This is a genomic window from Dokdonella sp. GW821-FHT11D02 (assembly GCF_058808595.1).
Genome location: NZ_CM179520.1, coordinates 658,108 through 679,308 on the forward strand (window position 1 = coordinate 658,108; position 21,201 = coordinate 679,308).

The 21,201-nt window shown below is 66.6% G+C and carries 16 protein-coding genes; 7 read left to right on the forward strand and 9 right to left on the reverse strand.

All coding sequences use genetic code 11. From position 1 onward, the window contains the following. Window positions 1–14: 14 nt before the first annotated feature. From AC3QL3_RS02700 to AC3QL3_RS02710, 3 genes are read left to right on the forward strand one after another with little or no spacing between them, the layout of a single operon-like run. The gene (locus tag AC3QL3_RS02700) at window positions 15–1,505 is read left to right on the forward strand and encodes a DUF2867 domain-containing protein (protein WP_492896735.1); all 1,491 of its coding nucleotides are present in this window, start codon (window positions 15–17) and stop codon (window positions 1,503–1,505) included. Further along, window positions 1,445–2,941, forward strand: a complete 1,497-nt coding sequence (locus AC3QL3_RS02705) for an AlkA N-terminal domain-containing protein (RefSeq protein ID WP_492896737.1) — start codon at window positions 1,445–1,447, stop codon at window positions 2,939–2,941. The genes AC3QL3_RS02700 and AC3QL3_RS02705 overlap by 61 nt, the downstream gene beginning before the upstream one ends. Before the next feature lie 22 nt (window positions 2,942–2,963). After that, entirely contained in the window at window positions 2,964–3,461 is a 498-nt protein-coding gene (locus AC3QL3_RS02710) for a methylated-DNA--[protein]-cysteine S-methyltransferase (protein WP_492896739.1), read from the forward strand. Window positions 3,462–3,473: 12 nt separating this feature from the next. Here AC3QL3_RS02710 and AC3QL3_RS02715 read toward each other — a convergent pair whose 3' ends face one another. The 6 genes from AC3QL3_RS02715 to AC3QL3_RS02740 form a co-directional block, all read right to left on the reverse strand. Further along, a complete protein-coding gene (locus AC3QL3_RS02715; protein WP_492896740.1) occupies window positions 3,474–4,127 on the reverse strand; it encodes a DUF4124 domain-containing protein in 654 nt (217 codons plus the stop codon). A gap of 37 nt (window positions 4,128–4,164) precedes the next feature. Continuing rightward, the gene (locus AC3QL3_RS02720; RefSeq protein ID WP_492896741.1) at window positions 4,165–4,893 is read right to left on the reverse strand and encodes an SDR family oxidoreductase; all 729 of its coding nucleotides are present in this window, start codon (window positions 4,891–4,893) and stop codon (window positions 4,165–4,167) included. A 45-nt stretch (window positions 4,894–4,938) separates the two neighbouring features. Continuing rightward, window positions 4,939–6,498 (reverse strand): MFS transporter, encoded by a 1,560-nt coding sequence (locus AC3QL3_RS02725; protein ID WP_492896742.1) that lies wholly within the window; start codon window positions 6,496–6,498, stop codon window positions 4,939–4,941. Window positions 6,499–6,629: 131 nt separating this feature from the next. After that, window positions 6,630–7,856 carry an MFS transporter gene (locus AC3QL3_RS02730; protein ID WP_492896743.1) on the reverse strand — a complete coding sequence of 409 codons (1,227 nt, stop codon included), beginning with the start codon at window positions 7,854–7,856 and terminating at the stop codon, window positions 6,630–6,632. A 34-nt stretch (window positions 7,857–7,890) separates the two neighbouring features. Continuing rightward, window positions 7,891–11,082, reverse strand: a complete 3,192-nt coding sequence (locus AC3QL3_RS02735) for an efflux RND transporter permease subunit (RefSeq protein ID WP_492896744.1) — start codon at window positions 11,080–11,082, stop codon at window positions 7,891–7,893. A 151-nt stretch (window positions 11,083–11,233) separates the two neighbouring features. Next, window positions 11,234–12,442, reverse strand: a complete 1,209-nt coding sequence (locus AC3QL3_RS02740; protein WP_492896745.1) for an efflux RND transporter periplasmic adaptor subunit — start codon at window positions 12,440–12,442, stop codon at window positions 11,234–11,236. Between the two features lie 431 nt (window positions 12,443–12,873). On the opposite strand from AC3QL3_RS02740, the gene AC3QL3_RS02745 reads away from it, so the two are divergent. Together AC3QL3_RS02745 and AC3QL3_RS02750 are read left to right on the forward strand one after the other, a co-directional pair. Next, a complete protein-coding gene (locus tag AC3QL3_RS02745) occupies window positions 12,874–13,506 on the forward strand; it encodes a TetR/AcrR family transcriptional regulator (protein WP_492896746.1) in 633 nt (210 codons plus the stop codon). Between the two features lie 175 nt (window positions 13,507–13,681). After that, entirely contained in the window at window positions 13,682–15,400 is a 1,719-nt protein-coding gene (locus AC3QL3_RS02750) for a sensor domain-containing diguanylate cyclase (protein WP_492896747.1), read from the forward strand. 2 nt (window positions 15,401–15,402) lie between these two features. On the opposite strand, the gene AC3QL3_RS02755 is transcribed toward AC3QL3_RS02750, so the two are convergent. From AC3QL3_RS02755 to AC3QL3_RS02765, 3 genes are all read right to left on the reverse strand, one after another. Further along, window positions 15,403–16,023 (reverse strand): 2-hydroxychromene-2-carboxylate isomerase, encoded by a 621-nt coding sequence (locus tag AC3QL3_RS02755; RefSeq protein WP_492896748.1) that lies wholly within the window; start codon window positions 16,021–16,023, stop codon window positions 15,403–15,405. A 1-nt stretch (window position 16,024) separates the two neighbouring features. Continuing rightward, window positions 16,025–16,816, reverse strand: a complete 792-nt coding sequence (locus AC3QL3_RS02760; RefSeq protein ID WP_492896749.1) for a hypothetical protein — start codon at window positions 16,814–16,816, stop codon at window positions 16,025–16,027. Between the two features lie 90 nt (window positions 16,817–16,906). Next, a complete protein-coding gene (locus tag AC3QL3_RS02765; RefSeq protein WP_492896751.1) occupies window positions 16,907–17,593 on the reverse strand; it encodes a helix-turn-helix domain-containing protein in 687 nt (228 codons plus the stop codon). Window positions 17,594–17,791: 198 nt separating this feature from the next. Here AC3QL3_RS02765 and AC3QL3_RS02770 point away from each other — a divergent pair, with 198 nt between their 5' ends. Together AC3QL3_RS02770 and AC3QL3_RS02775 are read left to right on the forward strand one after the other, a co-directional pair. Next, a complete protein-coding gene (locus AC3QL3_RS02770) occupies window positions 17,792–19,006 on the forward strand; it encodes a dipeptidase (RefSeq protein ID WP_492896753.1) in 1,215 nt (404 codons plus the stop codon). Then, a complete protein-coding gene (locus tag AC3QL3_RS02775) occupies window positions 19,006–21,195 on the forward strand; it encodes a TonB-dependent receptor (protein WP_492896754.1) in 2,190 nt (729 codons plus the stop codon). The genes AC3QL3_RS02770 and AC3QL3_RS02775 overlap by 1 nt, the downstream gene beginning before the upstream one ends. The last annotated feature ends 6 nt before the right edge of the window (window positions 21,196–21,201 follow it).

A 21,201-nucleotide genomic window follows, 5' to 3' on the forward strand; every position in this document is an offset into this window, starting at 1 on the left:
GCGAGGGCCGTCCGATGTCGACCGCCCAATCCGCACATACCGCCCACACCTTCCCGGCTGCACGCATCCGCCCGCCGCACGGCGGTCCGGCGGTCGAAGTCAGCGTGATCGCATCGCTCGGCCGCCGCGGCGGCGATCGGCTGATCGAAAGCGCGTGGGCACGCCAGCGCGCGCACGAGCACTTCGTCGATGCGCTGGACGAACCCTCCGCGCGCATCGGCGCGACCGATCTGCGCCATGGCGACGCGACCGCTTTGTACACCTTCGCAGTCGGCACGAACGGGCATCCGTTTCATCGCCACGCCGGCCACCGCGTGTTCACTGCGGTCAGCGGCAGCGCCGGCGCGCGGCTGCGCTTCTCGACCGCCTCGACGGCGGAGATCGAACACGATCCGCAGGCGTTCGTCGCCGCTCTGCACCACGTCGACATCCCGCCGGATTGCTTGTTCAGCGTGCGCTTCGGCGGCGATACCTGGCATCAGTTCCTGCCGCTGCGCAAAGGCGGCGCACATCCGACGCTGTTCGCGATCTCGTGCCACACGAACGAACTTGGCGGCGCACTGACGCCGGAGCAGCACCAGCGCGTGCTCGCCGGCGAAGCCGACATTCCGAGCTTGACCGAACTTCTCCCAGACAGCGTGAAACATCTGCTCGATAGCGCGACGTTCGATGCGACAGGCATACCGACGACCATGCTGTCGTTGGAGACCACTGCTGCTTCGCCGTTGGCGCGCTGCCGCGTGCTCTGGCAGCGGACGCTCGGCCGGCTGCGCCGGATGCGTTCGTCGCGTTCCGACGGCATCCGCGTGCGCTCGCTGGCAGCGGTGCCGCAAGCCTCGCTGCTGCGGACTCAGTTGAACGGCGCGCCGCTGCACGAAGACACCTTCGAGTGCATCGTCGCGGCGGACGCCTTCGCGCAAGCCTCGGCGAGCGCGGCATTGGCGGCGTTGCTGCAAGGCTTTCTCGACAGCCGTCCTTCCGGCGTGTCCTATCTGATGGCGCTGCGCAACGCCTTGGTCAAGCCGCTCGGCCTGCGCACCTCGCCGCTTGGCTGCCCGGCCTCGTCGCTGCTGTCTGCTACCGCGCCGTCCTTGTTCGCCGGACGCTTTCCCGTGCTGGCGCAGCGCATCGACGCCGCCGGCACCTGCGCGGAGGTGATCCTCGGCGCGGACGACAAGCACCTGGTATTTCGTTCCTGCGTCGGCGTCGAGCGCTTGCCGGATGGGCGCCTGCGCTGCAGCCTCGGCACGCGCGTGCGCACGAGCAACCGCTTCGGCCGTTTCTATCTGGCGGCGATCGATCCGGTCCATCGGTGCTACACCACGTCGGCCATGTTGCGGCAGGCGGTCGCGCATGCGGGAGCCTCGTTGCGCGGCGCGAACGGCGCACCATTGACAGCCGAAAACGGCGAGTCGGAGCTGGCGATCGGCGTTAGCATGGCCACATGCCGACCTCCGATTCCACCCATCGTCTCGACCCGCGCGTCTACGAGCGCGCCCGCCTGACGCGCGACGCGCGCTTCGACGGCCTGTTCTTCATCGCAGTGACCTCGACCGGCATTTATTGCCGGCCGGTCTGTCCGGCGCCGTCGCCGAAATCGCGCAACGTGCGCTACTACGACAGCGCCGCGGCCGCCTCGGCGGCGGGTTTCCGTCCTTGCCTGCGCTGCCGGCCGGAGGCGGCGCCGGGTTCGCCCTTGCATCGCGCGAAGAGCGACCTCGTCGCCGGCACATTGCGGCTGATCGAGCAGGGCGCGCTCGACGAAGGTTCGTTGCCGGAGCTGGCCGCGCGCGTCGGCGTCGGCGAGCGTCATCTGCGCCGCTTGTTCGCCGACGAACTCGGCGCCAGCCCGCTCGACGTCGCGGCGACGCGACGCCTGTTGTTCGCCAAGAAGCTGCTCGGCGAAACGGCGCTGCCGATGACGACGATCGCGCAGGCTTCCGGCTACGCCAGCTTGCGTCGCTTCAACGCCGCGTTCGTCGCGACTTACGGCAAGCCGCCGCGCGCATTGCGCCGCGCGCCCGCGATCGTGCGAGCGAACACTTCGGCCAACCCCGACTCTCCCATCTCCAATCCCGGCTCCATCGACCTGCGTCTGCCGTATCGCGCACCCTACGATTTCGCGCACCTGCTCGAGTTCTATGCGCGCCGCACGATCCCGGGTGTCGAAGCGGTCGACGCGGACGGCTACCGGCGCAGCTTCGTGCACGAGGGCGCGCCGGGTTGGTTCGCGGTCGCGCCGGTGCACGGCGCTTCGGCGCTGAGCTTGCGCGTGCATCATCCGCACAGCAGCGCGCTCGGCGTCCTGGTCGCGCGCGTGAAGCGCATGTTCGACGTCGATGCGGATCCGCGCGCCCTGGCGGCGGTGTTCCGGCGCAGCGATCTGCTCGCGCCGCTGATCCGGCGCTGGCCGGGGCAGCGCCTGCCGGGCGCTTGGGATGGTTTCGAACTGGCGGTGCGCGCCGTGCTCGGGCAGCAGGTCAGCGTCGCGGCGGCACGTACTTTGGCGGCGCGTGTCGCGACCGCCTACGGCACCCCGTACATGGACGGCGCCGCGGCGGGACTGACCGCGTTGTTCCCGACGCCGCAAGCCTTGGCCGAGGCGCCGCTCGAGCAGCAGGGCATCACGCGCGCACGCGCGGCGACGATCCGCGGCCTCGCGCAAGCGGTCGCCGACGGCAAGATCGCGTTCCGAGCCGAGCAGCCGCTGGCCGAATTCGAACGCGATCTGGTCGCCTTGCCCGGAATCGGTCCGTGGACCGCGCACTACATCGCGATGCGCGCGCTGGCGCAGCCCGACGCGTTCCCCGCCGCCGACCTGATCCTACGCCGCACGGCGGGGCAGGGCCGCACCCTGTCGACGCGCGAACTGGAAACGCTGAGCGATGCATGGCGGCCCTGGCGCGCGTATTCGGTGATGCTGCTGTGGCGCGCCAGTTGACGACGTAACTTGGGAGACATTCGTGGAATACGACTATCTCGAAACTCCGATCGGCCGCTTGCTGCTGATCGCCGACGAAGGCGGCCTGCGTCACGTCGATTTTCCGAACCAGGATCAGGAGGCGCGCATCGAATCGGGCTGGCAGCGCAGCCGCCGCTTTCTCGGCCCGACCATCGAGCAGCTCGATGCCTACTTCGCCGGCGACCTGCACGCTTTCGATCTCGCGCTCGCGCCGAGCGGTACCTCGTTCCGCCGTCGCGTCTGGGAAGAGTTGCTGCGCATCCCTTACGGCGAAACGATCAGCTACGGCGAACTCGCGCGGCGCATCCGCCAGCCGAGCGCCAGTCGCGCGGTCGGTGCGGCGAATGGCGCGAATCCGTTGCCGATCATCGTGCCTTGCCACCGCGTGATCGGCAGCACCGGCAAGCTGACCGGTTTCGGCGGCGGCTTGCCGATCAAGCAATGGCTGCTCGAACACGAGCGGCGCTACGCCGCGCCGGCACCGTTCGCTTTGCAGTGAGGCGGATGCGTTTCAGCAGCCGCGCAAACGCGTGCGCAGGTCGCGCTGCTCTTGTTCGAGCTGCGCCTGCGTATCGCTGAAAGCGCGCCTGAGCTTATCGCGTACGCGGTCGAGTTCGCCGCGCAGATAGGCGCAGGCTTCCGCCGGTGCGGCGTGGTGGCATTGATCCTGGACTTGCACGTACGTCGTCGCCAGCGGCGCTTCGCTCGCGGGAATATTGGGGATTTGACGCAAGCCCGGCGCGGACACGCCGATGCCGTCGCGGCCGCCGTAGTTCTGAGCGAGGCCGCGTCCCGATCCGCCCAATAGACCGTATGGCACCGCGTAGCTCGTACCGATGCCGCTGTCGCTCATGTAGCGACTGCCGTCGTAGCGCAGGCATAGGAAGAAACTCGGCGGCGGCTCGCGCGGCACGGTCGGAGCGATCGGATTGGAGTCCGGTTCCGCCGCCGGCGCTGCATCGTCCGTCGCCGTCGATGTTGCAGGCACGGGTGGCGGCGCGTAGTCCGGCAGACGCAGGCGCTGTTGCTGCGCGGGATTGCGGCAAGGACGGTCCTGGAAACTGACCGTGCCGTCGGCCGCCGTGCATTTGTAGGCCTCGGCCGCCGGCAACGACGCCGGCAGCGCGAGCAGCACAATCAGTGCGGGAATCGAGCGGCGGCGCATGCGCGCAGTCTACGCCGCCGGCTCGATCCGGGCAGACTCACCAGGGCAAGGTCTGGCCGAGGTAGCTGAAGCTGCCGTTCGGGCCGTCGGCACCGATCAGGGCGAGCTGGACGCTGGACTTGGCGCCTTCGGGAATGTCGATGCTGCCGTTGCCGTGGTTCATGTCGGTCTTCACGTAGCCGGGGTGGATCGCGTTGACCTTGATCGGCGTCTCGCGCAACTCGTAGGCGAGGTGCACGGTCCACGAATTGAGCGCGGACTTGGAGGCGTTGTAGGCCGGGATCTTGAAATCGTAGATGCCCGAAGTCGGATCGCTGTGCAGCGTCAGGGAGCCGACGATGCTCGAGACGTTGACGATGCGCGCGGCGGCCGACTGCTTCAGCAGCGGCAGGAATGCCTGCGTGACGGCAACGACCGCGAACAGATTCGTGTCGAACGTCTCGCGCCAGACAGCGGACGTCTGCTGCGACGGCTTCTTGGCCGCGTCGTCGAGCAGGATGCCGGCATTGTTGACGAGGATGTCGAGGCGGCCGTGCTTGCGCTCGACCTCCTTCGCCGCCGCCGCGATGCTGTCGGTGTCGTTCACGTCGAGCGCGATCGGGTCCACCGGCAGTCCGTCCTGTTGCAACTGTTGCGCTGCCGCGGCGGCCTTGGCCGGATCGCGGCCGGCGAGCAGCACGTGGACGCCGTTCTGCGCGAGCTGGCGTACGGTTTCAAAGCCGATGCCGCGCGTAGCGCCGGTGACGAGTGCGATTTTTTGGGTCATGACTGTCTCTCCGTCGAATGAAGGAACCGCAGCGCATCGTCGCGCTCAGGTATTGCAAGAAACCGTATCGGGACACGGCGTGCCGGCGAGCGCCTGCGGCGCCGCTGCAGCGCGGCGTCCCGTGGCGCCGAAGACGAGACGGCTCAGCACCGACAAGGCGAGCACGCCGAGGCCGCCGTACAGCAGCACCCAGCCGAATCCGTGCGTCAGCGCGGCGTGTGCCGCGGCGTCGGTTGCATCGAGATTGCCCGCGGCAATGCGCTCGGCCATCGCGCGCAGCTGCAGCGAATCCGCGCTCGAACCGACCGCCGCTGCGAGGTAGGCGCGCACGCCTTCCTGCAGCAACAAACCCATCACGGCGATGTTGATCGCGAGCGCGATCAGACGCGCGCTGACGTCGATGCCCGAGGCCATGCCGGCGCGATCGCTCGACACCGAGGCGGTGGTGGTGTTCGTCACCGGCGTATTGGTCAGACCGATGCCGATGCCGGCGAGCAGGGTGCCGGGCAGGATCGTCCAGCCGTTCGCGTACGCGACCGTGCTGCCCCAATACATCAAGAGCAAGCCGCTGCCGATCGTGGCGAGGCCGAACGGCACGGCGAAGCGCGCGCCGTAGCGCAGCAGCAGATGCTCGGCCACCGGCGTCATGATGAGATACGGCAAGGTGTAGGCGAGCAGGAACAGGCCGGCGGTGGTGCTGTCGTAGCCGAGTACGCCCTGGAAGTAGATCGGCAGGTAGATCATCAGCGGCCAATAGCTGAAGTTCATGCCGACGCAGCCGACCACCGCGCCGGAGAACGGCCGGATCTTGAACACCGAGAAATCGAACATCGGATGCGAATGGCGCCGCTCGACCCAGACGAAAGCGGCGAACGCGATCACGCTGGTGGCGAAAATCGCGAGCGTGGCCGGGCTGGCGAAGCCGAGATCGGGACCTTGCGTGATCGCATAGGTCAGCGCGAACACGGCGATCGACAAGGTGACGATGCCGGCCAGATCGAGCCGTTCGGCGTTCGGATCGCGCGATTCGCGCACGTGCGCCGCGGCCAGCAGCAGGGCCACGATCGCGAGCGGCAGCTGGATCAGAAAGACCCATTGCCAGCTCGACACCGCCACGATCATGCCGCCGATCAGCGGACCGAAACCGAGGCCGACGCCGCTGATCATGCCCCAGGCGACGAAGGCGCGGCTGCGCTCGGCGCCTTCGCGGAATTGATGCGAAAGCACCGCGACGCTGCAAATCAACATCGCACCACCGGCCATGCCTTGCAGGAAGCGGCCGACGATCAGCACCAGCGTGTGCGTGGCGATTCCGCACAAGAGCGAGGTCAGTCCGAACGCGGCGATGCAGAGCAGGAATACGCGGCGGCGGCCGAAGCGGTCGGCCAAGGTGCCGGTCGCCATCAAGACCGTGGTGCAGGCGATCGTGTAGGCGTTCATGATCCACTGCAGGTCTTTGAAGTCGGCCCGCAGCACCTTCTCCAAGGTCGGCAGAATCACCGGCACGCTGGAGATTTCCAGGCCGAACATCAAGGCGGCGAGACAGATCGCGATCAGCGCGATCGCGTTGTGACGGGAGTCGGTGGCGGCGGTGGTTGAAGCCATCGGTGGATCCTCGAAAGCGTGTGGATCGTCATGCTGTCCGACGCGGTGCGGGCCGGCTGGCCGTTTTCGGCCTTCAACGTGCCGGCTGCGTTCGCGCCGCGCCGGCGCCGGTAGCGATGTCGCAGCTCAGATCACGAGTGCGTCGCTGCGTTGGCGACACCGGAATGCAGCGGAATTCGGCTCGCGTAGGCCAGCACCAACAAAGCGCCGAGGAAGGCCGCGCCCGCGCTGAGCATCAGCACGGGATCGATGCCGCGATGGTCGACCAGCCAACCGCCGAGCAGAGCGCTACCGCCGATCATGACCTGGAAGGCGACCACCAAGGCCGAGATGCCGCGCTCGGCCTTGTCCGGCGCGGTCACGAACATCCAGGTGTTGGCGAGCATCGGAAAACAACCCCAAGCAATGCCCCAGAGACTGACCAGCGCAACGATCGCGATCGTCGAGGCGGCGAACATCGTCAAGAGACCGATGCTGAGCATGAGGGCGATCGCCGTGGCCAGAAATCCGTAGCGCACGTCCTTGCTGCCGAGATGTCCGCCGATCCACGTACCGACGACGCCGCCGATGCCGAAGATGAGCAAAGTCGTGGCGATCAGGTCGACGCCGAAATGCGCCGCCTGCTGCAGGAACGGCGCCAGATAGGCGTAGGACAGGAAGTGCCCGGTGCCGACCAGCAGGATGGCGACGAACCCGACCCGCGGCGGCATCGAAGACAGCAGCAGACCCATGTCGCGCAAACGGAAGCGGTCGAGCGCCGGCACGCGCGGCATGAAGCGCAGCAAGGCCAGCATCGCCACGACGCAGACGAGGCTGATCAGCGCGAACGCAGCGCGCCAGCCGATCGCACCGGTCAGCCAGGTCGCGAGCGGCACGCCGAGCACGGTCGCGCCGGTGACGCCGAGCATGTAGACCGACATCACTTTCGCGATGTGGATGCCTTGCGGTGCGACGCGCGGCACCACCGCCAGCGCGATCGACCAGAAGCCGCCGACCGCGATGCCCTGGAACACGCGTCCGGCCAGCAACCAGGCGTAGTTCGGCGCCACCGCGGAAATCAGATTGCCGAGCACGCTGGCCAGCACGGTCAGCAGAATCAGATCGCGGCGATCGGCACCGCGCCCGAGATACGGCGCCAGGATCGCCGCCAGCGCGGCGGAGATGCCGGGCAGCACGATGGTGGCGCCGGCGGTGCCGGCGCTGATGCCCAAGTCGGCCGACAACACGTTGAGAATGCCGACCGGCAGGAATTCGCTGGTGACCAGAATGAACGCGGTGACGCTCATGGCGATCACCGCCGCCCAGCGCTGCACTGGGCGGCAATCGTCGTTGCACGGAATCGCGAGAGTATCGGACATGCGCAGATCTCGATGACGGAAGAATGGCCGGGGCTTAGTGGCTAGTCGCCGGTTCCAGTGCCGCCGCCGCTGCGGCGGCGCGCCGGCCGCGGCGGTTGCGCACCAAGAGATAGAACACCGGCGTCAGCAGCAAGCCGAAGAACGTCACCCCGAGCATGCCGGAGAACACCGCCACGCCCATCGCGCGGCGCATCTCGGCGCCGGCGCCGGTGGCCAGCGCGAGCGGCACCACACCCATCACGAACGCGAGCGAGGTCATCAGGATCGGACGCAGACGCAAGCGGCACGCGTCGAGCAAGGCCTGCCAGACCGATTCGCCCTGCGCCTCGCGATCCTTGGCGAACTCGACGATCAGGATCGCGTTCTTGCAGGCGAGTCCTATCAAGACGATCAAACCGATCTGGGTGAAGATGTTGTTGTCGCCGCCGGTGAGCTGCACGCCGAGAATCGCGCAGAGCAGGGTCATCGGCACGATCAGGATCACCACCAGCGGCAGCGACACGCTCTCGTACTGCGCGGCCAAGACCAGAAACACCAGCAGCACGACCAGCGGGAAGATCACGATCATGGTGTTGCCGGCGAGGATCTGCTGGTACGTCAGATCGGTCCATTCGTAGGCGAAGCCGTTCGGCAGTTCCTGCGCCAGCACTTCCTCGATCGCCGTCTGCGCCTGGCCCGACGAGTAGCCGGGTGCGGCGCCGCCGTTGAGTTCGGCGGCGAGAAAGCCGTTGTAGTGCGGCACGCGATCGGGGCCGGAGGTTTCGCGCGCGGTGACGAAGCTCGCCAGCGGGATCATGTCGCCGCGTGCGTTGCGCGTCTTCAGTCGGCCGATGTCGTCGGCGCTGAGGCGGAAACCCGGCTCGGCCTGCGCGTTGACCTGATAGGTGCGGCCGAAGCGGTTGAAGTCGTTGACGTAGAGCGAGCCCAAGTACATCTGCATGGTGTCGTAGATGTTCTGCAGCGGCACGCCGGCGGACTTCGCCTTCTCACGGTCGACGTCGACCTCGATCTGCGGCACGTTGACCTGGAAGCCGGAGAACAGGCCAGCCAGCTCGGGCCGCTTCGATCCCGCTGCGATCACGTTCTGCAAGACCTTGTACAGCTCGTCCGAACCGCGGTTCGCGCGATCCTCGAGCTGCAACTTGAAGCCGCCGACCACACCGAGGCCCTGCACGGGCGGCGGCGGGAAGATCGCGATGAACGCGTCTTGGATCTTGGCGAATTCGGCATTCAAGGACTGCGTGATCGACATCGCCGACTTGGACGCATCGCGGCGCTCTTCGAACGGCTTCAGCGGCGTGAACGCGATGCCCATGTTCGGCGCGTTGGTGAAGCCGTTGATCGACAGTCCCGGGAACGCCGGCACCGACTCGACGCCCGGCGTCTTTAGCGCGATCGCGCCCATGCGGCGGATCACTTCGCTGGTGCGGTCCAGCGTCGCCGCTTCGGGCAGCTGGGCGAAGCCGACCAGGTACTGCTTGTCCTGCGCCGGCACGAAGCCGCTCGGCGTGCGCACGAATGCGAACGCGGTGACCGCGATCAGTCCGGCGTAGATGAAGATCGCGATCGAGCTGCGTCCCAGGATGCGGCTGACCGTACCCACGTAGCCGTTCGAAGCGCGCGTGAAGAAGCGATTGAACGGGCGGAAGAACCAGCCGAGTGCCGCGTTGAGGAAGCGCGTGAAGCGGTCCGGCGGCGCGTCGTGCGCTTTCAGCAGCAGTGCCGACAGCGCCGGCGACAAGGTCAGCGAGTTGAACGCGGAAATCACGGTCGATATCGCGATCGTGATCGCGAACTGCTTGTAGAACTCGCCCGACAGGCCGCTGATGAAGGCGGTCGGCAGGAACACCGCACACAGCACCAGCGCGGTCGCGATGATCGGGCCGGTCACTTCCTTCATCGCCTGCACGGTGGCGTCGAACGGGGCGAGGCCTTCGCTGATGTTGCGTTCGACGTTCTCGACCACGACGATCGCGTCGTCGACGACGATACCGATCGCGAGCACCAGGCCGAACAGAGACAGCGTGTTGAGGCCGAAGCCGAGCAGATGCATCACGCCGAGCGTGCCGATCAGGGACACCGGCACCGCGAGCAGCGGAATGATCGACGCGCGCCAGGTCTGCAAGAACACGATCACCACGATGACCACGAGCAGGATCGCTTCGAGCAGGGTGTGCAGCACCGCTTCGATCGAGCCGCGCACGAACACGGTCGGATCGTAGGCGGGGTCGTAGTCGATGCCTTCGGGGAAGGATTTCTTCAGCTCCGCCATCTTCGCGCGCACCGCGTCGGAGATCGCGATCGCGTTGCTGCCGGGGCGCTGGAAGATGCCGACGCCGACCGCGGTCTGGTTGTTGAGCATCGCGCGCAGCGCGTAGTTGTCGGAACCGAGTTCGACGCGGGCGACGTCCTTCAGCCGCGTGATCTGGCCGTTGTCGCCGGTGCGCACGATGATGTTGGCGAAATCTTCTTCGTCGACCAGACGGCCTTTGGTGCTGACCGCGACCTGGAAATTCGGCCGGGCCGAACCGTCGGAGACGGACGGCGTCGCCGGCGAGCCGAGCTGGCCGGCGGCGACCTGCACGTTCTGTTCGCGGATGGCGGCGGCGATGTCGCCTGCGGTCAGGCCGCGCGCGGCGACCTTCTCCGGGTCGAGCCACACGCGCATCGAATAGTTGCCGCCGCCGAACTGCTGCACGTCGCCGACGCCGTCGATCTTGGCCAGCTCGTCTTTGATGTTGAGAACGAGGTAGTTGGCGAGGTAGTTGAGGTCGTAGCGTCCGTCCGGCGAGATCAGGAACACGCCCATCGTGATGTCGGGCGTGGACTTGTTCACGGTCACGCCGATGCGCTGCACGTCCTGCGGCAGCTTGGGCGTGGCTTGGGCGACGCGGTTCTGCACCAGCTGCTGCGCCTTGTCGACGTCGGTGCCGAGCTTGAAGGTGACGGTCAAGGTCATCACGCCGTCGGCGGTCGCCTGCGAGAATTGATAGAGCATGTCCTCGACGCCGGTGATCGCCTGTTCGAGCGGACCTGCGACGGTGTCGGCGATGACCTTCGGATTGGCGCCCGGATAGGTCGTGCGCACGACCACGGTCGGCGGCACCACTTCGGGGTATTCGGAGATCGGCAGATGCGGAATCGAAACCAGGCCCGCGATCAGGATCAGCGCCGACAGCACGCCGGCGAAGACCGGGCGCGAGACGAAGAATTGGGAAAGGTTCATGGGAGTTTCTTCTTCTTTACCTTCTCATTGGGGAGAAGGCGGATGAGGGGAGTTCGCTCGGTATTTCGATGTCGCGGCAGCGGGCGAAGGCCATCCCTCGTCCGCCGCCGTTGCGCGGCGTTCTCCTGCGGGGAGTACGCCGCGCCAGGGCTCAGTTCAGGCCGGTGCGCGAATTGCCGCTCGCGGTCGACGCAGTGCGATTGGACGGCGTCACCTGGCCGAGCGCTGCCGTGTTGGCGGTCATTTCCACATGCGTCGGCTTCACCGCGCTGCCGGGACGTACGTGTTGCAGGCCGTTGACGACGATCACGTCGCCGGCGGCGAGTCCCTGCTTGACCACGCGCAGGCCTTCGAGCGGAGCGCCGAGTTCGACGAATCGGCGTTCCAGCGTGTTGTCGGACTTCAAGGCCAGTACGTACTTCTTGCCGAGGTCGGTGCCGACCGCGCGGTCGTCGATCAGCACGGTCTCGCGGCTGTCGCCGCTGACCAGCTTGACGCGTGCGAACAAGCCCGGCGTGAAGCGGCCGTCCGGGTTGTCGAACACGGCGCGGCCGCGGATCGTGCCGCTCTTGGCGTCGACCACGTTGTCCAGAAAGTTCAACCGCCCTTCGTGCGGATAGCCTTGCTCGTCGACCAGCCCCATGAACACCGGGCTGTCGCCGCGGCGACCGTCACTGCCGAGGCCGCCCTTGTGCGCGAACTTCAGATAGGTGTGCTCGTCGGCGTCGAAGTAGGCGTAGACCGGGTTGTCCGAAACCACCGTGGTCAGCACGTTCGCATTGGAGACGAGGTTGCCGGCGGTGATCAGCGCGCGCGAGACACGGCCTTCGATCGGCGCGCGCACCTCGGTGAACTCGAGGTTCAGCTTGGCCGCATCGAGCGCGGCTTCCGCCGCGCCGGCGGTATCGGCGCCGGTCGCGTCGGCCGTGGCCAGCTGGTCGAAATCCTGCTGCGAGATCCAGTGCTGGCCGAGCAGACGCTTGCCGCGATCGTGGTTGGACGCGGCCAGCTGCTGCTGCGAGCGCGAGCGCTTGAGTTCGGCGGCGAGGCGATTGACCTCGGCACGGAACGGGCGCGGATCGATGCGGAACAACAGATCGCCCTTCTTCACGCGCGCGCCTTCGGCGAAATGGACCGAGTCGATGAAGCCGCTCACGCGCGGCCGGATTTCGACGCTGTCGACCGCTTCGAGGCGCCCGCTGAATTCCTCCCAGTCGCGCAGCGGCTGGCTGATGACCGTGGCCACACTGACCTCGGGCGCCGGCGGCGCTGCCGGCGCATTGTTCGCTTGCGAGCGGGCGCAACCCGCCAAAACGAGCGCGGCGAGCAGCGGAATGACGGCGAGACGGATGGTATTCATGGTTCTGTCCTTGGGCTGATGCGAACCGGATCGAAACTTGCTGCGACCGCGATGCGCCGGGCGGACCCTGTTGCATCGCGGCTTGACCGGGGGCTGGAATGCCGCAATGCTCTTGCGCAGTGAGTTACCGGTCAGTAACATGTGCGAACGTTACTGACTGGTAACTCACATGTCAAGCGGTTCGGAATTCCGGTGACGGCCTGCGGTCTGAGCGCGCAGCCGTTGTTTGATAAGGTGGCTGCAGGCCGGTATCACGGCAGCAGCGGCGGAGCCGAACCCGCCTGTCAGCGCGATCCAAGGACGGTGCGCGCGCGGAACAGCGATTGTCATCGCGGCTCCGTTCGGCGCGGTCCAGCGGCTCAGCCGCCGCCGCGCGTCTTTGAGAAGGGGCTGGACTGCCTTTTTTCAACAATCTATGAAGGAGTGGTGTCATGAACGCAAAAACCGCCGTCGCCGACAGCGCCGCACACGCCGACAAGCCGCGCGTGCGCGACCGCATCCTCGACGCGGCCTGCGACCTGTTCTACCGGCACGGCATCCGCGCGGTCGGCGTCGACGCGATCGCGAACGAGGCCGGTACGAACAAGATGAGCTTCTATCGCAGCTTCCCGTCCAAAGACGACCTGGTCGCGGAATACCTGACCGATCAGGAGCGCGAATACTGGGCGCGCTGGGACGAGACGATCGCGCCGTACGCGGGCGATCCGCGCCGCCAGGTCGAGGCGCTGGTCGCCTCCGACATCGACCTCGCCCTGCTGCGCGCGAAGGCGGTCGAAGGCTGCAAGACCAGCCGCGGCTGTGCGCTCGGCAACGCCGCCGTCGAGATCCCCGAGAACAACGAACGGCTCGGCGACATCGTACACACTTATAAAACGGAAATTCGCCGCCGCCTGCGCAAGCTGGCGCGCGAGATGGGCGCACGCGAGCCGGAAGTGCTCGGCGATGCCTTGATGTTGCTGCGCGAAGGCGGTTACTACACGCGCCTGACCTTCCCCAACAACACCGGTCCGATCGCGGCGATCGTGAAAGCCGCCCGCGCACTGATCGACGCCCATGTCGATTGAGGGGGCGGCAAGCAGTCCGGCAGGTGAGAAGTGGTGAACTGTGTGAAGAAGCGTTTCGGCTGACGGCCTACCGACGGGGCCTTAAGCCCCGTGGTGGCATCATCCGCGCGTGTTGCCACTGCTTGCTCGTCAACCGCGCTGCAGGCTCGGCAATCCATTCTGGGAAAAGCGCGCCGTGGATCGTCGGCACACCCGCATCATCGTCTGGCTCAGGGCACTCGCGTTCGCCCTGCTGCTGACGAGCGTCGCCTGCGCGCAGGCCAGCGCGATCGTGGTCGAGCGCTTCGATCCGGGCGATCTCGTCGTCGATCCGGCGGCGCTCGCGGCCGGCGCGAACGACGACCGCTTCGTCGCGCAGCCGTATGCGGCAATCACCCCCTCGCGCGACCGCTCCGTCTGGTATCGCATTCGCCTGGTCGAAGACTGGGCCGACGCCGATCGGCCGGTCTTGTCGATCTTCGATCCGCAAGGCCTGCGCGTCGCGGCCTACCTCCCCCCCGACCGCTCCGAGGCCCTGCATTCGATTTACCGGGCCGAGGCGAACGCAGGATTCACGCGCCACGCCTTGGTGTTCGAACTGTCGCAAGACCTGAAGGCGAACGCGTCGATCTATCTGCAAATCGCGCCGGATAAGGCGCTGCCGCGCCGCATCGAAATCACACCGATGCTAGACGCACTCGTGCGCGACCTCGCGCGCGCGCGCCTGGACGTGCTGTTTCCCTCGATCCAGATCGCCACCGTGCTGGTGATGGTGTGCTTCTTCCTCGCGCTGCGCGAGCGCATGTACGTCTACTTCGTCGGCCACGTCGTCTTCATCGTGCTGTACGAGCTGTACCTGTTCGGCATCGGCTACGAGTACGCGCCGTTCCGCTGGCTGGCGCCACTCGGCGGGCGTGCGGCCTGGCTGAGTATGGCGATCGCGACGGTTCTGCTGATCCAATTCTCACGCCAGTTCCTCGAACTGCGGCGCGTCGCGCCGGGCTTGGACAGCGCGCTCGCCTTCGCGCGCTGGCCGCTGGCGACCCTCGCGGTAATCGCGGTGGTGCCGCTGCTGCCGGACTGGGCGATCGAATTCGCCTTGGCCGGCTTGCTGCTCGTGCTGGCGCCGCTGCTGCTCGCGGTCGGCCTGATCGCCTGGCAGAAGGGCGGCCGCAGCGGCGGCTTTTTCCTGAGCGCTTGGGTGCCGGGCCTGTTGTTCGTGATCCTGCGTGCGCTGCAGCTGTTTCTGCATTGGCCGCTGCCGGTCTGGCTCGAGTTCGCCTTGCCCGCCGCGTTCGCTTACGCGAGCCTGGTGCTCGCCTACGGCCTCGCCGATCACACGCTGTCGATTCGTCACGAGCGCGACGTCGCGCATCGGCTGGCCGAACACGACGCGCTGACCGGCGTATTGAACCGCCGCGCGATCCTGGCGCGTCTGCGCGCGGCCTTCCTGCAAGCACGCGAATCGACCGAACCGCTGTCGCTGCTCTTCCTCGACCTCGATCATTTCAAGCAGGTCAACGACACCTACGGCCATCACGTCGGCGACCAATGCCTGCGCGCCCTGGTCGATCCGATCACCAGCGAGCTGCGCCAGGGCGATGCGCTCGGCCGCTACGGCGGTGAGGAATTCCTGGTCGTGCTGACTGGCGCCGGCGCGGCCAATGCCGAGATGGTCGCCGAGCGCATCCGCAAGCGCGTCGAAGAAATGCCGATCCTGGTTTCCGGCCGCCGCATCGGTCTGACCCTCAGCATCGGTGTCGCCGCGGTCGACGACGACGTGCTGACGCCCAACGACCTGATCGAACGCGCCGACGCGGCGCTGTACCGCTCCAAATCAGGCGGACGCAATCAGATCAGCATGCACGAGGGCGATACGCCCAAGCCGATCGGCGAATTCCTCACCGAATCCTAGCGTCAGCGCGCGCGCTGCACGCCGGGCAATGTCGCGATGCGCGCATATTCGCCGGCGCTGAAGCGCGCGGGATCGGCGAGCCAGTCCTCGATCATCGGCGTCGCGTCGTTGCCCCAGAAGAGCTCGTCCCCGATCGCAAGCGTCGGCACGCCGAACACGCCGCGTGCGAGCGCCTCCTGCGTGTTCGTACGCAACGTGTGCTTCACGCTGTCTTGCGCGATCGCCGCGGCGACGTCGTCGATGCCGAGGCGACGGCCGACCTCATTCAGCGCATCGGCGCTTCCGCCGTCGTGCCAGAGGTGATCGAAGATCGCGGCCACCGCCGGCCAGTCGCTGCCGGCCGCGATGCACAAGCGCAAGGCCGCCAGCGGATTGAACGGATGCGCCGGCGGAAAGCGCAGCGTCAACCCGTCGCGCTCGGCACGCCACTGCACATAGCGATAGGTGAAATGGCGCTTGCCCGGAATCTCGGCTGGGCCGAGCTGGCCGTGATGCTTGAGGACAGCGCCGAACACGATCGGCTTGGGCACGATGTCGATGCGTTCGGCCAGCGCGCGCACCTTCGCGCACTGCAGATACGCGAACGGCGAGATGAAATCGAAGTACCAAATCGCTGGGGTCATTTCAGTAGCACCACGAACGTTGCGGCGGACGATTGCCGATGCGGATGTCGAGCCGCGCCTGAGACTTTTCCGGCACGCTGCCTTCGCTGCAGCCGGGTTTCTCCAGCGCGTACTCGACGTTGCTGTTGCGGAAACTCCAGCGGCGATGGAAGCAGGCGCCGGTGCCTTCGCTGCTGGCGCGCCCGCGCAGTTCGATCGCTGGCGGGTCGGGCGGCGCGTGCGGTTTGTTCCAGGCGCGATAGCGCGGCGCACTCTCGTCGCCGTCGATGACGATGCGGAATTTCTCCGTACTGCAAGCGAGTGCGACTCTCGCCGCTGCAGGTTCGTCCTGTGCTGCGCTATCGGCGGGTAGGTTCACCGCGACGACGCGAAATTCTGCGGCCCCCGCTTCATCCACCCGATTCGCCCACAGCGCGCCGTTGCCGTACATCACGCCGTCGGCTTTGCAGAATAGCTCCGCGGTTTTCTGCGCGAGCACGCCGGCGCGCAGCGCCGAGGGAAACGCTTGATCGAAGCGCTGCCGCAGCGCTGCGTCGTCGTCGAGCGAGCTGTGACGACCGCCGCCGTCGTTGATTCGCAGCGGAAACCGCACCAGTTTCGCCAGCGCCGCGGCGTCGGATCGGTCGAGTGCTGCGCGCAACGCCGCGTCGAAGCGCAGGAACTCCGAAGTGTCGTCGGCGCCGAGCACGGCGAGGTCGCAGCTTTCACCGAGGCGCGTGTCGGCCGCCGCCGGCAATGCCGCGGCGAGGAAGGAGAACGACAAAACCAATGCGCGCACGATCGGTTGCGGCAAGATGGCGACTCCGATGAGGAGGCGAAGAGTCTAGACCGAAACGGCCGCCCGCACCGTGCGGAGCTTTGCGTTCGATCTTGACGACAGTGCTCAGCGCGGCTTCGATTTGCGCGCAGTCTTGGCCGCTGGCCGAGCTTTTTCCGGCGCCTGCGCCTCTTCGCCGTGCAGCGACAGCAGCGACTGCATCAAGCTCTCATCGGCGCTGGACATCACCGCGAGCACGACTGCTTCGTCGCATTGCTCGGCGAGGTAGGCATGGCCCATGTTGCTGTCGATGTAGATCGATTCGCCCGTGCGCAGCACCACCGGATCGTAGAACTCGGTGTGCACCTTGATCGCGCCTTCGAGCACGTAGATGTATTCCTCGCCCGGATGACGCACCAGTTCGCCGAATTCCTGCACGTTCTTGGCGCGGATGTGGGTGATCGCCGGAATCATGCGTTTGCGGCGCAGTTCCGGGCAGAGGTAGTAGTAGTCGTAGTTGCGCGTGTTGACGCGCACCGCGTCGTCGATGCGGCCGAAGCTGCGCCGCGCAGTCACGCCGCCCTCGGCGGTCGCGTCGGGATCGACGAACAGGTCCGACATGCGCATGCCGAGGCGTTGGCTGAGCTGCTGCAACTTGTCGTAGGTCAGGGTCAGGCGGTCGTGTTCGACCTTCGACAAGGTCGACACCGGAATGTCGACGCGCTCGCTCATCTCCTTCAGCGTCCACGCATTGCGCGCGCGCAGCGAGCGCAACAGGCTGCCCAGGGTCGGGTGGCGGTCGGTCGAGTCCATGCGATTTCCTGCTTGCGTTCCTGGGAGGCGAGCCCTGCGGAGTTTTCCGATCAGGACAAAGCCGGCGTTTTTGCACTGCAACAGCATACGCCCGACGCGCTTTGCGTCAATGTTTGTCCTGATTAGAAAATTATTGTTGACAGTTTTCTAAATAGGACTACATTGTCCCGACAGAGACTGATCGCTTGGGGATAGGGCATGTCGCATCAGGCTTTCCGCATCGACCGCCGCCGCCTGCTCGCGGCGGCCGGGCTCGCCGCCACGTCGTCGCTGCTGCCGCGCTGGGGCTTCGCCGCCGCCGCGCCGGCGCCGACACGCAAGAGCTATCCGAACAAGGTGACCGAACTGGTCGAGCGCTCGCTGGTGATCGACATGCTGGCGCCGCTGAAACTCGACTTCCGCCCCGAAGCCTTTGCCGAGCCGCTCAGCGCGGCGGACGCCGAGATGTTTCGCAGCAGCGGCATCACCGGCTTCCACAACTCGATCGGCGTCGGCGGCGCCAGCGCGTACGACGACGCGCTCACTTTCCTTGCCGCATGGAGCGGCTTCGCCGGCCGCAATGCGGACGTGTTCAGTCTGGTCGGCACCGCGGAGGATCTGGACAAGGCGAAACGGCAGCGCAAGATCGCCGTGATCATGGGGCTGCAGAACGCGGACCAGTTCCGCGAAGCGAAGGACGTCAAGGGGTTCCACCAGCTCGGCCTGCGTTGCGCGCAGCTCACCTACAACACGCAGAACCTGATCGGCAGCGGCTCGACCGACCGCATCGACGGCGGCGTCAGCGACTACGGCGTCGAGATCATCCAAGCGATGAACGAGGTCGGCATGCTGATCGACGTCTCGCACTGCGGCGACCGCACCACGCTCGACGCGATCGAGCTGTCGCCGCGACCGATCGCGATCACCCATTCCAACTGCCGCGCGCTGGTCGATCACCCGCGCTTGAAGACCGACGAGGCGATCAAGAAGCTCGCCGCCAAAGGCGGCGTGATGGGTATCACCGGCGTGCGCATGTTCGTCACCGGCAAGGAGCCGACCACGGTCGAGCACATCGTCGACCACATCGACCACGTCGCCAAGCTGGTCGGCATCGAGCACGTCGGCATCGGCTCGGATGCCGATCTGATGGGCTACGACGACATGCCGCCCGACCAATACAAGCAATTGAAGGCGTCCTACAAGGCCAGCTACGCCTTCCGCGAAAAGATCGACACCGACGGTTTCGACCATCCGCTGAAGATCTACGACCTGACCGCCGCGCTGCTGCGCCGCGGTTACCGCGAAGAGCACGTGCAGGCCGTGCTCGGCGGCAATTTCCGCCGCCTGCTCGGCGAGAGCTGGGTGCCGCGGCCGAAGAAAGTCGAGCCGGCGACCGAGGCCAAGCCGCAGGCCGCGTCCGAGGAGAAACGATAATGTCGAGCACGATGCGTTTCGTGCGCACGCGCCTGGCCGGCGCCATCGCGCTGCTCTCTACGTGCGCCTTCGCTGCGGAAGAAGCGCCTGCACCGGCGTCCGAAGACGATTCGCAAACCTTGGCGCCGATCATCGTCAGCGCGCAGAAGCGCAGCGAGAACGTGCAGAGCGTGCCGATCTCCATCAGCGTGATCGGCAACGAACAGCTCGAACAGATGCACGCGACCCAGCTGTCCGACTACGTCAACTACGTGCCGGGCTTGCAGATGATCAGCGGCGGCACGCCCGGTGTCGGCGCGGTCGTCGTGCGCGGCATCTCGCCGCTCGGTTCGAACTCGACCGTCTCGACCTACATCGACGAAACGCCGCTCGGTTCGAGTTCGTTCTACGCCCGCGCCGCCGGCAACGTGCTCGACCTCTTGCCCTACGACGTCGACAGCTTCCAAGTATTCCGCGGCCCGCAAGGCACGCTGTGGGGCGCCGGCGCGCTCGGCGGCGTGATCCAGTACGTGACCAAGCAGCCCGATCTCGACCAGCGCTCGGTGCGCATCGGCGCCGACGCGTTCAGCCTCGACGGCGCCGGCGACCTCGGTGTCGGCGGGCGCGCGAGCGTCAGCCTGCCGCTGGTGCCCGGACGGCTCGCGCTGAGCGCGAGCGTCGCGCGCCAGGAAACGCCTGGCTACATCGACAACGTGCGCACCGGCGAGAAGGACCAGAACGGCTACTCGCAGAGCGCCGGGCGCGTCGCCTTGCACTGGAAGGCGAGCAACGACGTCGACGTCATGCTGGCGGCGCTCAAGCAGAAGGTCGATTCCGACAGCGACACCAATGTCGCGCTCGATCCGCTCAGCCTGCGCCCGCTCTACGGAAAGCATCGCAACGACAATTACGGTCCCGAAAAAAACAAGCGCGATCTCGACTACTTGAGCGGCACGGTGAACTGGGACCTCGGCTTCGCCGACTTCGTCTCGGCGACGAGCTACTCCTACATGCAGTACGACTCCTCCGTCGATGCCACGGCGAACTACGGCGAGCTGTTCGGCGGCCGCTCGGATTTCCTGCTCAAGCTCAATCTGTACAAGACGACGCAGGAATTCCGCCTCGCCTCCAAATCCGACGACCGTTTCGAATGGCTGGTCGGCACCTTCTACACGCGCGAGAACAGCCGCAACTACCAGTTCGTGCGCGCGCAAAACGCCGACGGATCGCCGGTGGTCGGCCTCGATCCGCTGGCGCAGGCGCAGCTGCCCTCGACCTACGACGAATACGCGCTGTTCGGCAACGTGACCTGGAAGTTCAACGAACGCTTCGATGTCACCGCCGGTCTGCGCTGGGCGCGCAACGAGCAGGATTTCACCCAGATCAGCTCCGGTCAGATCCTGCCGACCACGGTGACGCCGGGCAGCTCGGCCGAGAACGTGCGCACCTGGTCGTTCGGTCCGCGCTGGTACATCGGGCGCGACACGATGATCTATGCGCGCGTCGCCACCGGTTATCAGCCGGGCGGCCCGAACGTCGTGCTGCCCGGCATTCCGCCGACCGTCGGTTCGTCCACGCTGACCAACTACGAGGTCGGCATCAAGTCGATGCTCGCCGACGGCCGCGTCGTCCTCGATGCCGCCGTGTACGACATCGACTGGAAGAAGATCCAAGTCGGCGCCGTGCAGAACGGCTCGACCTATCTCGTCAACGGCGGCAAGGCGAACAGCAAGGGCTTCGAAGGTTCGATCGTGTACGCACCGGTGACCGGCCTGCGTCTCGGCTTCAACCTCGCCTACACCGATGCGAGCTTGTCCGAAAACGTGCCCGCGATCGGCGGTCTCGACGGCGACCGCCTGCCGTACATCCCCAAATGGAGCAGCTCGCTGACGGTCGACTACCTGTTCCCCTTGCGCAACAACTGGAGCGCGCGCGTCGGCGGCGGCCTGCGTTACGTCGACAGCCGCGTCACCAGCGTCACCCACGATCCGACCGCGCAGCCGCTCGACAGTTATGCGGCGCTCGATCTCAACGCCGACCTCAGCAACGAGCACTGGACCTTGCGCGTGTTCGTCAAGAACGCGACCAACAAGAACGTCTACGTCTCGCTGAGCCCGCAGGTCAGCGCGGCCACCGGCGTGATCGGCGTGGTGCGCGGGGTTCCGCTGCAGCCGCGCGTGATCGGCGTCGGCTTCGACTACAAATTCTGAAGGACC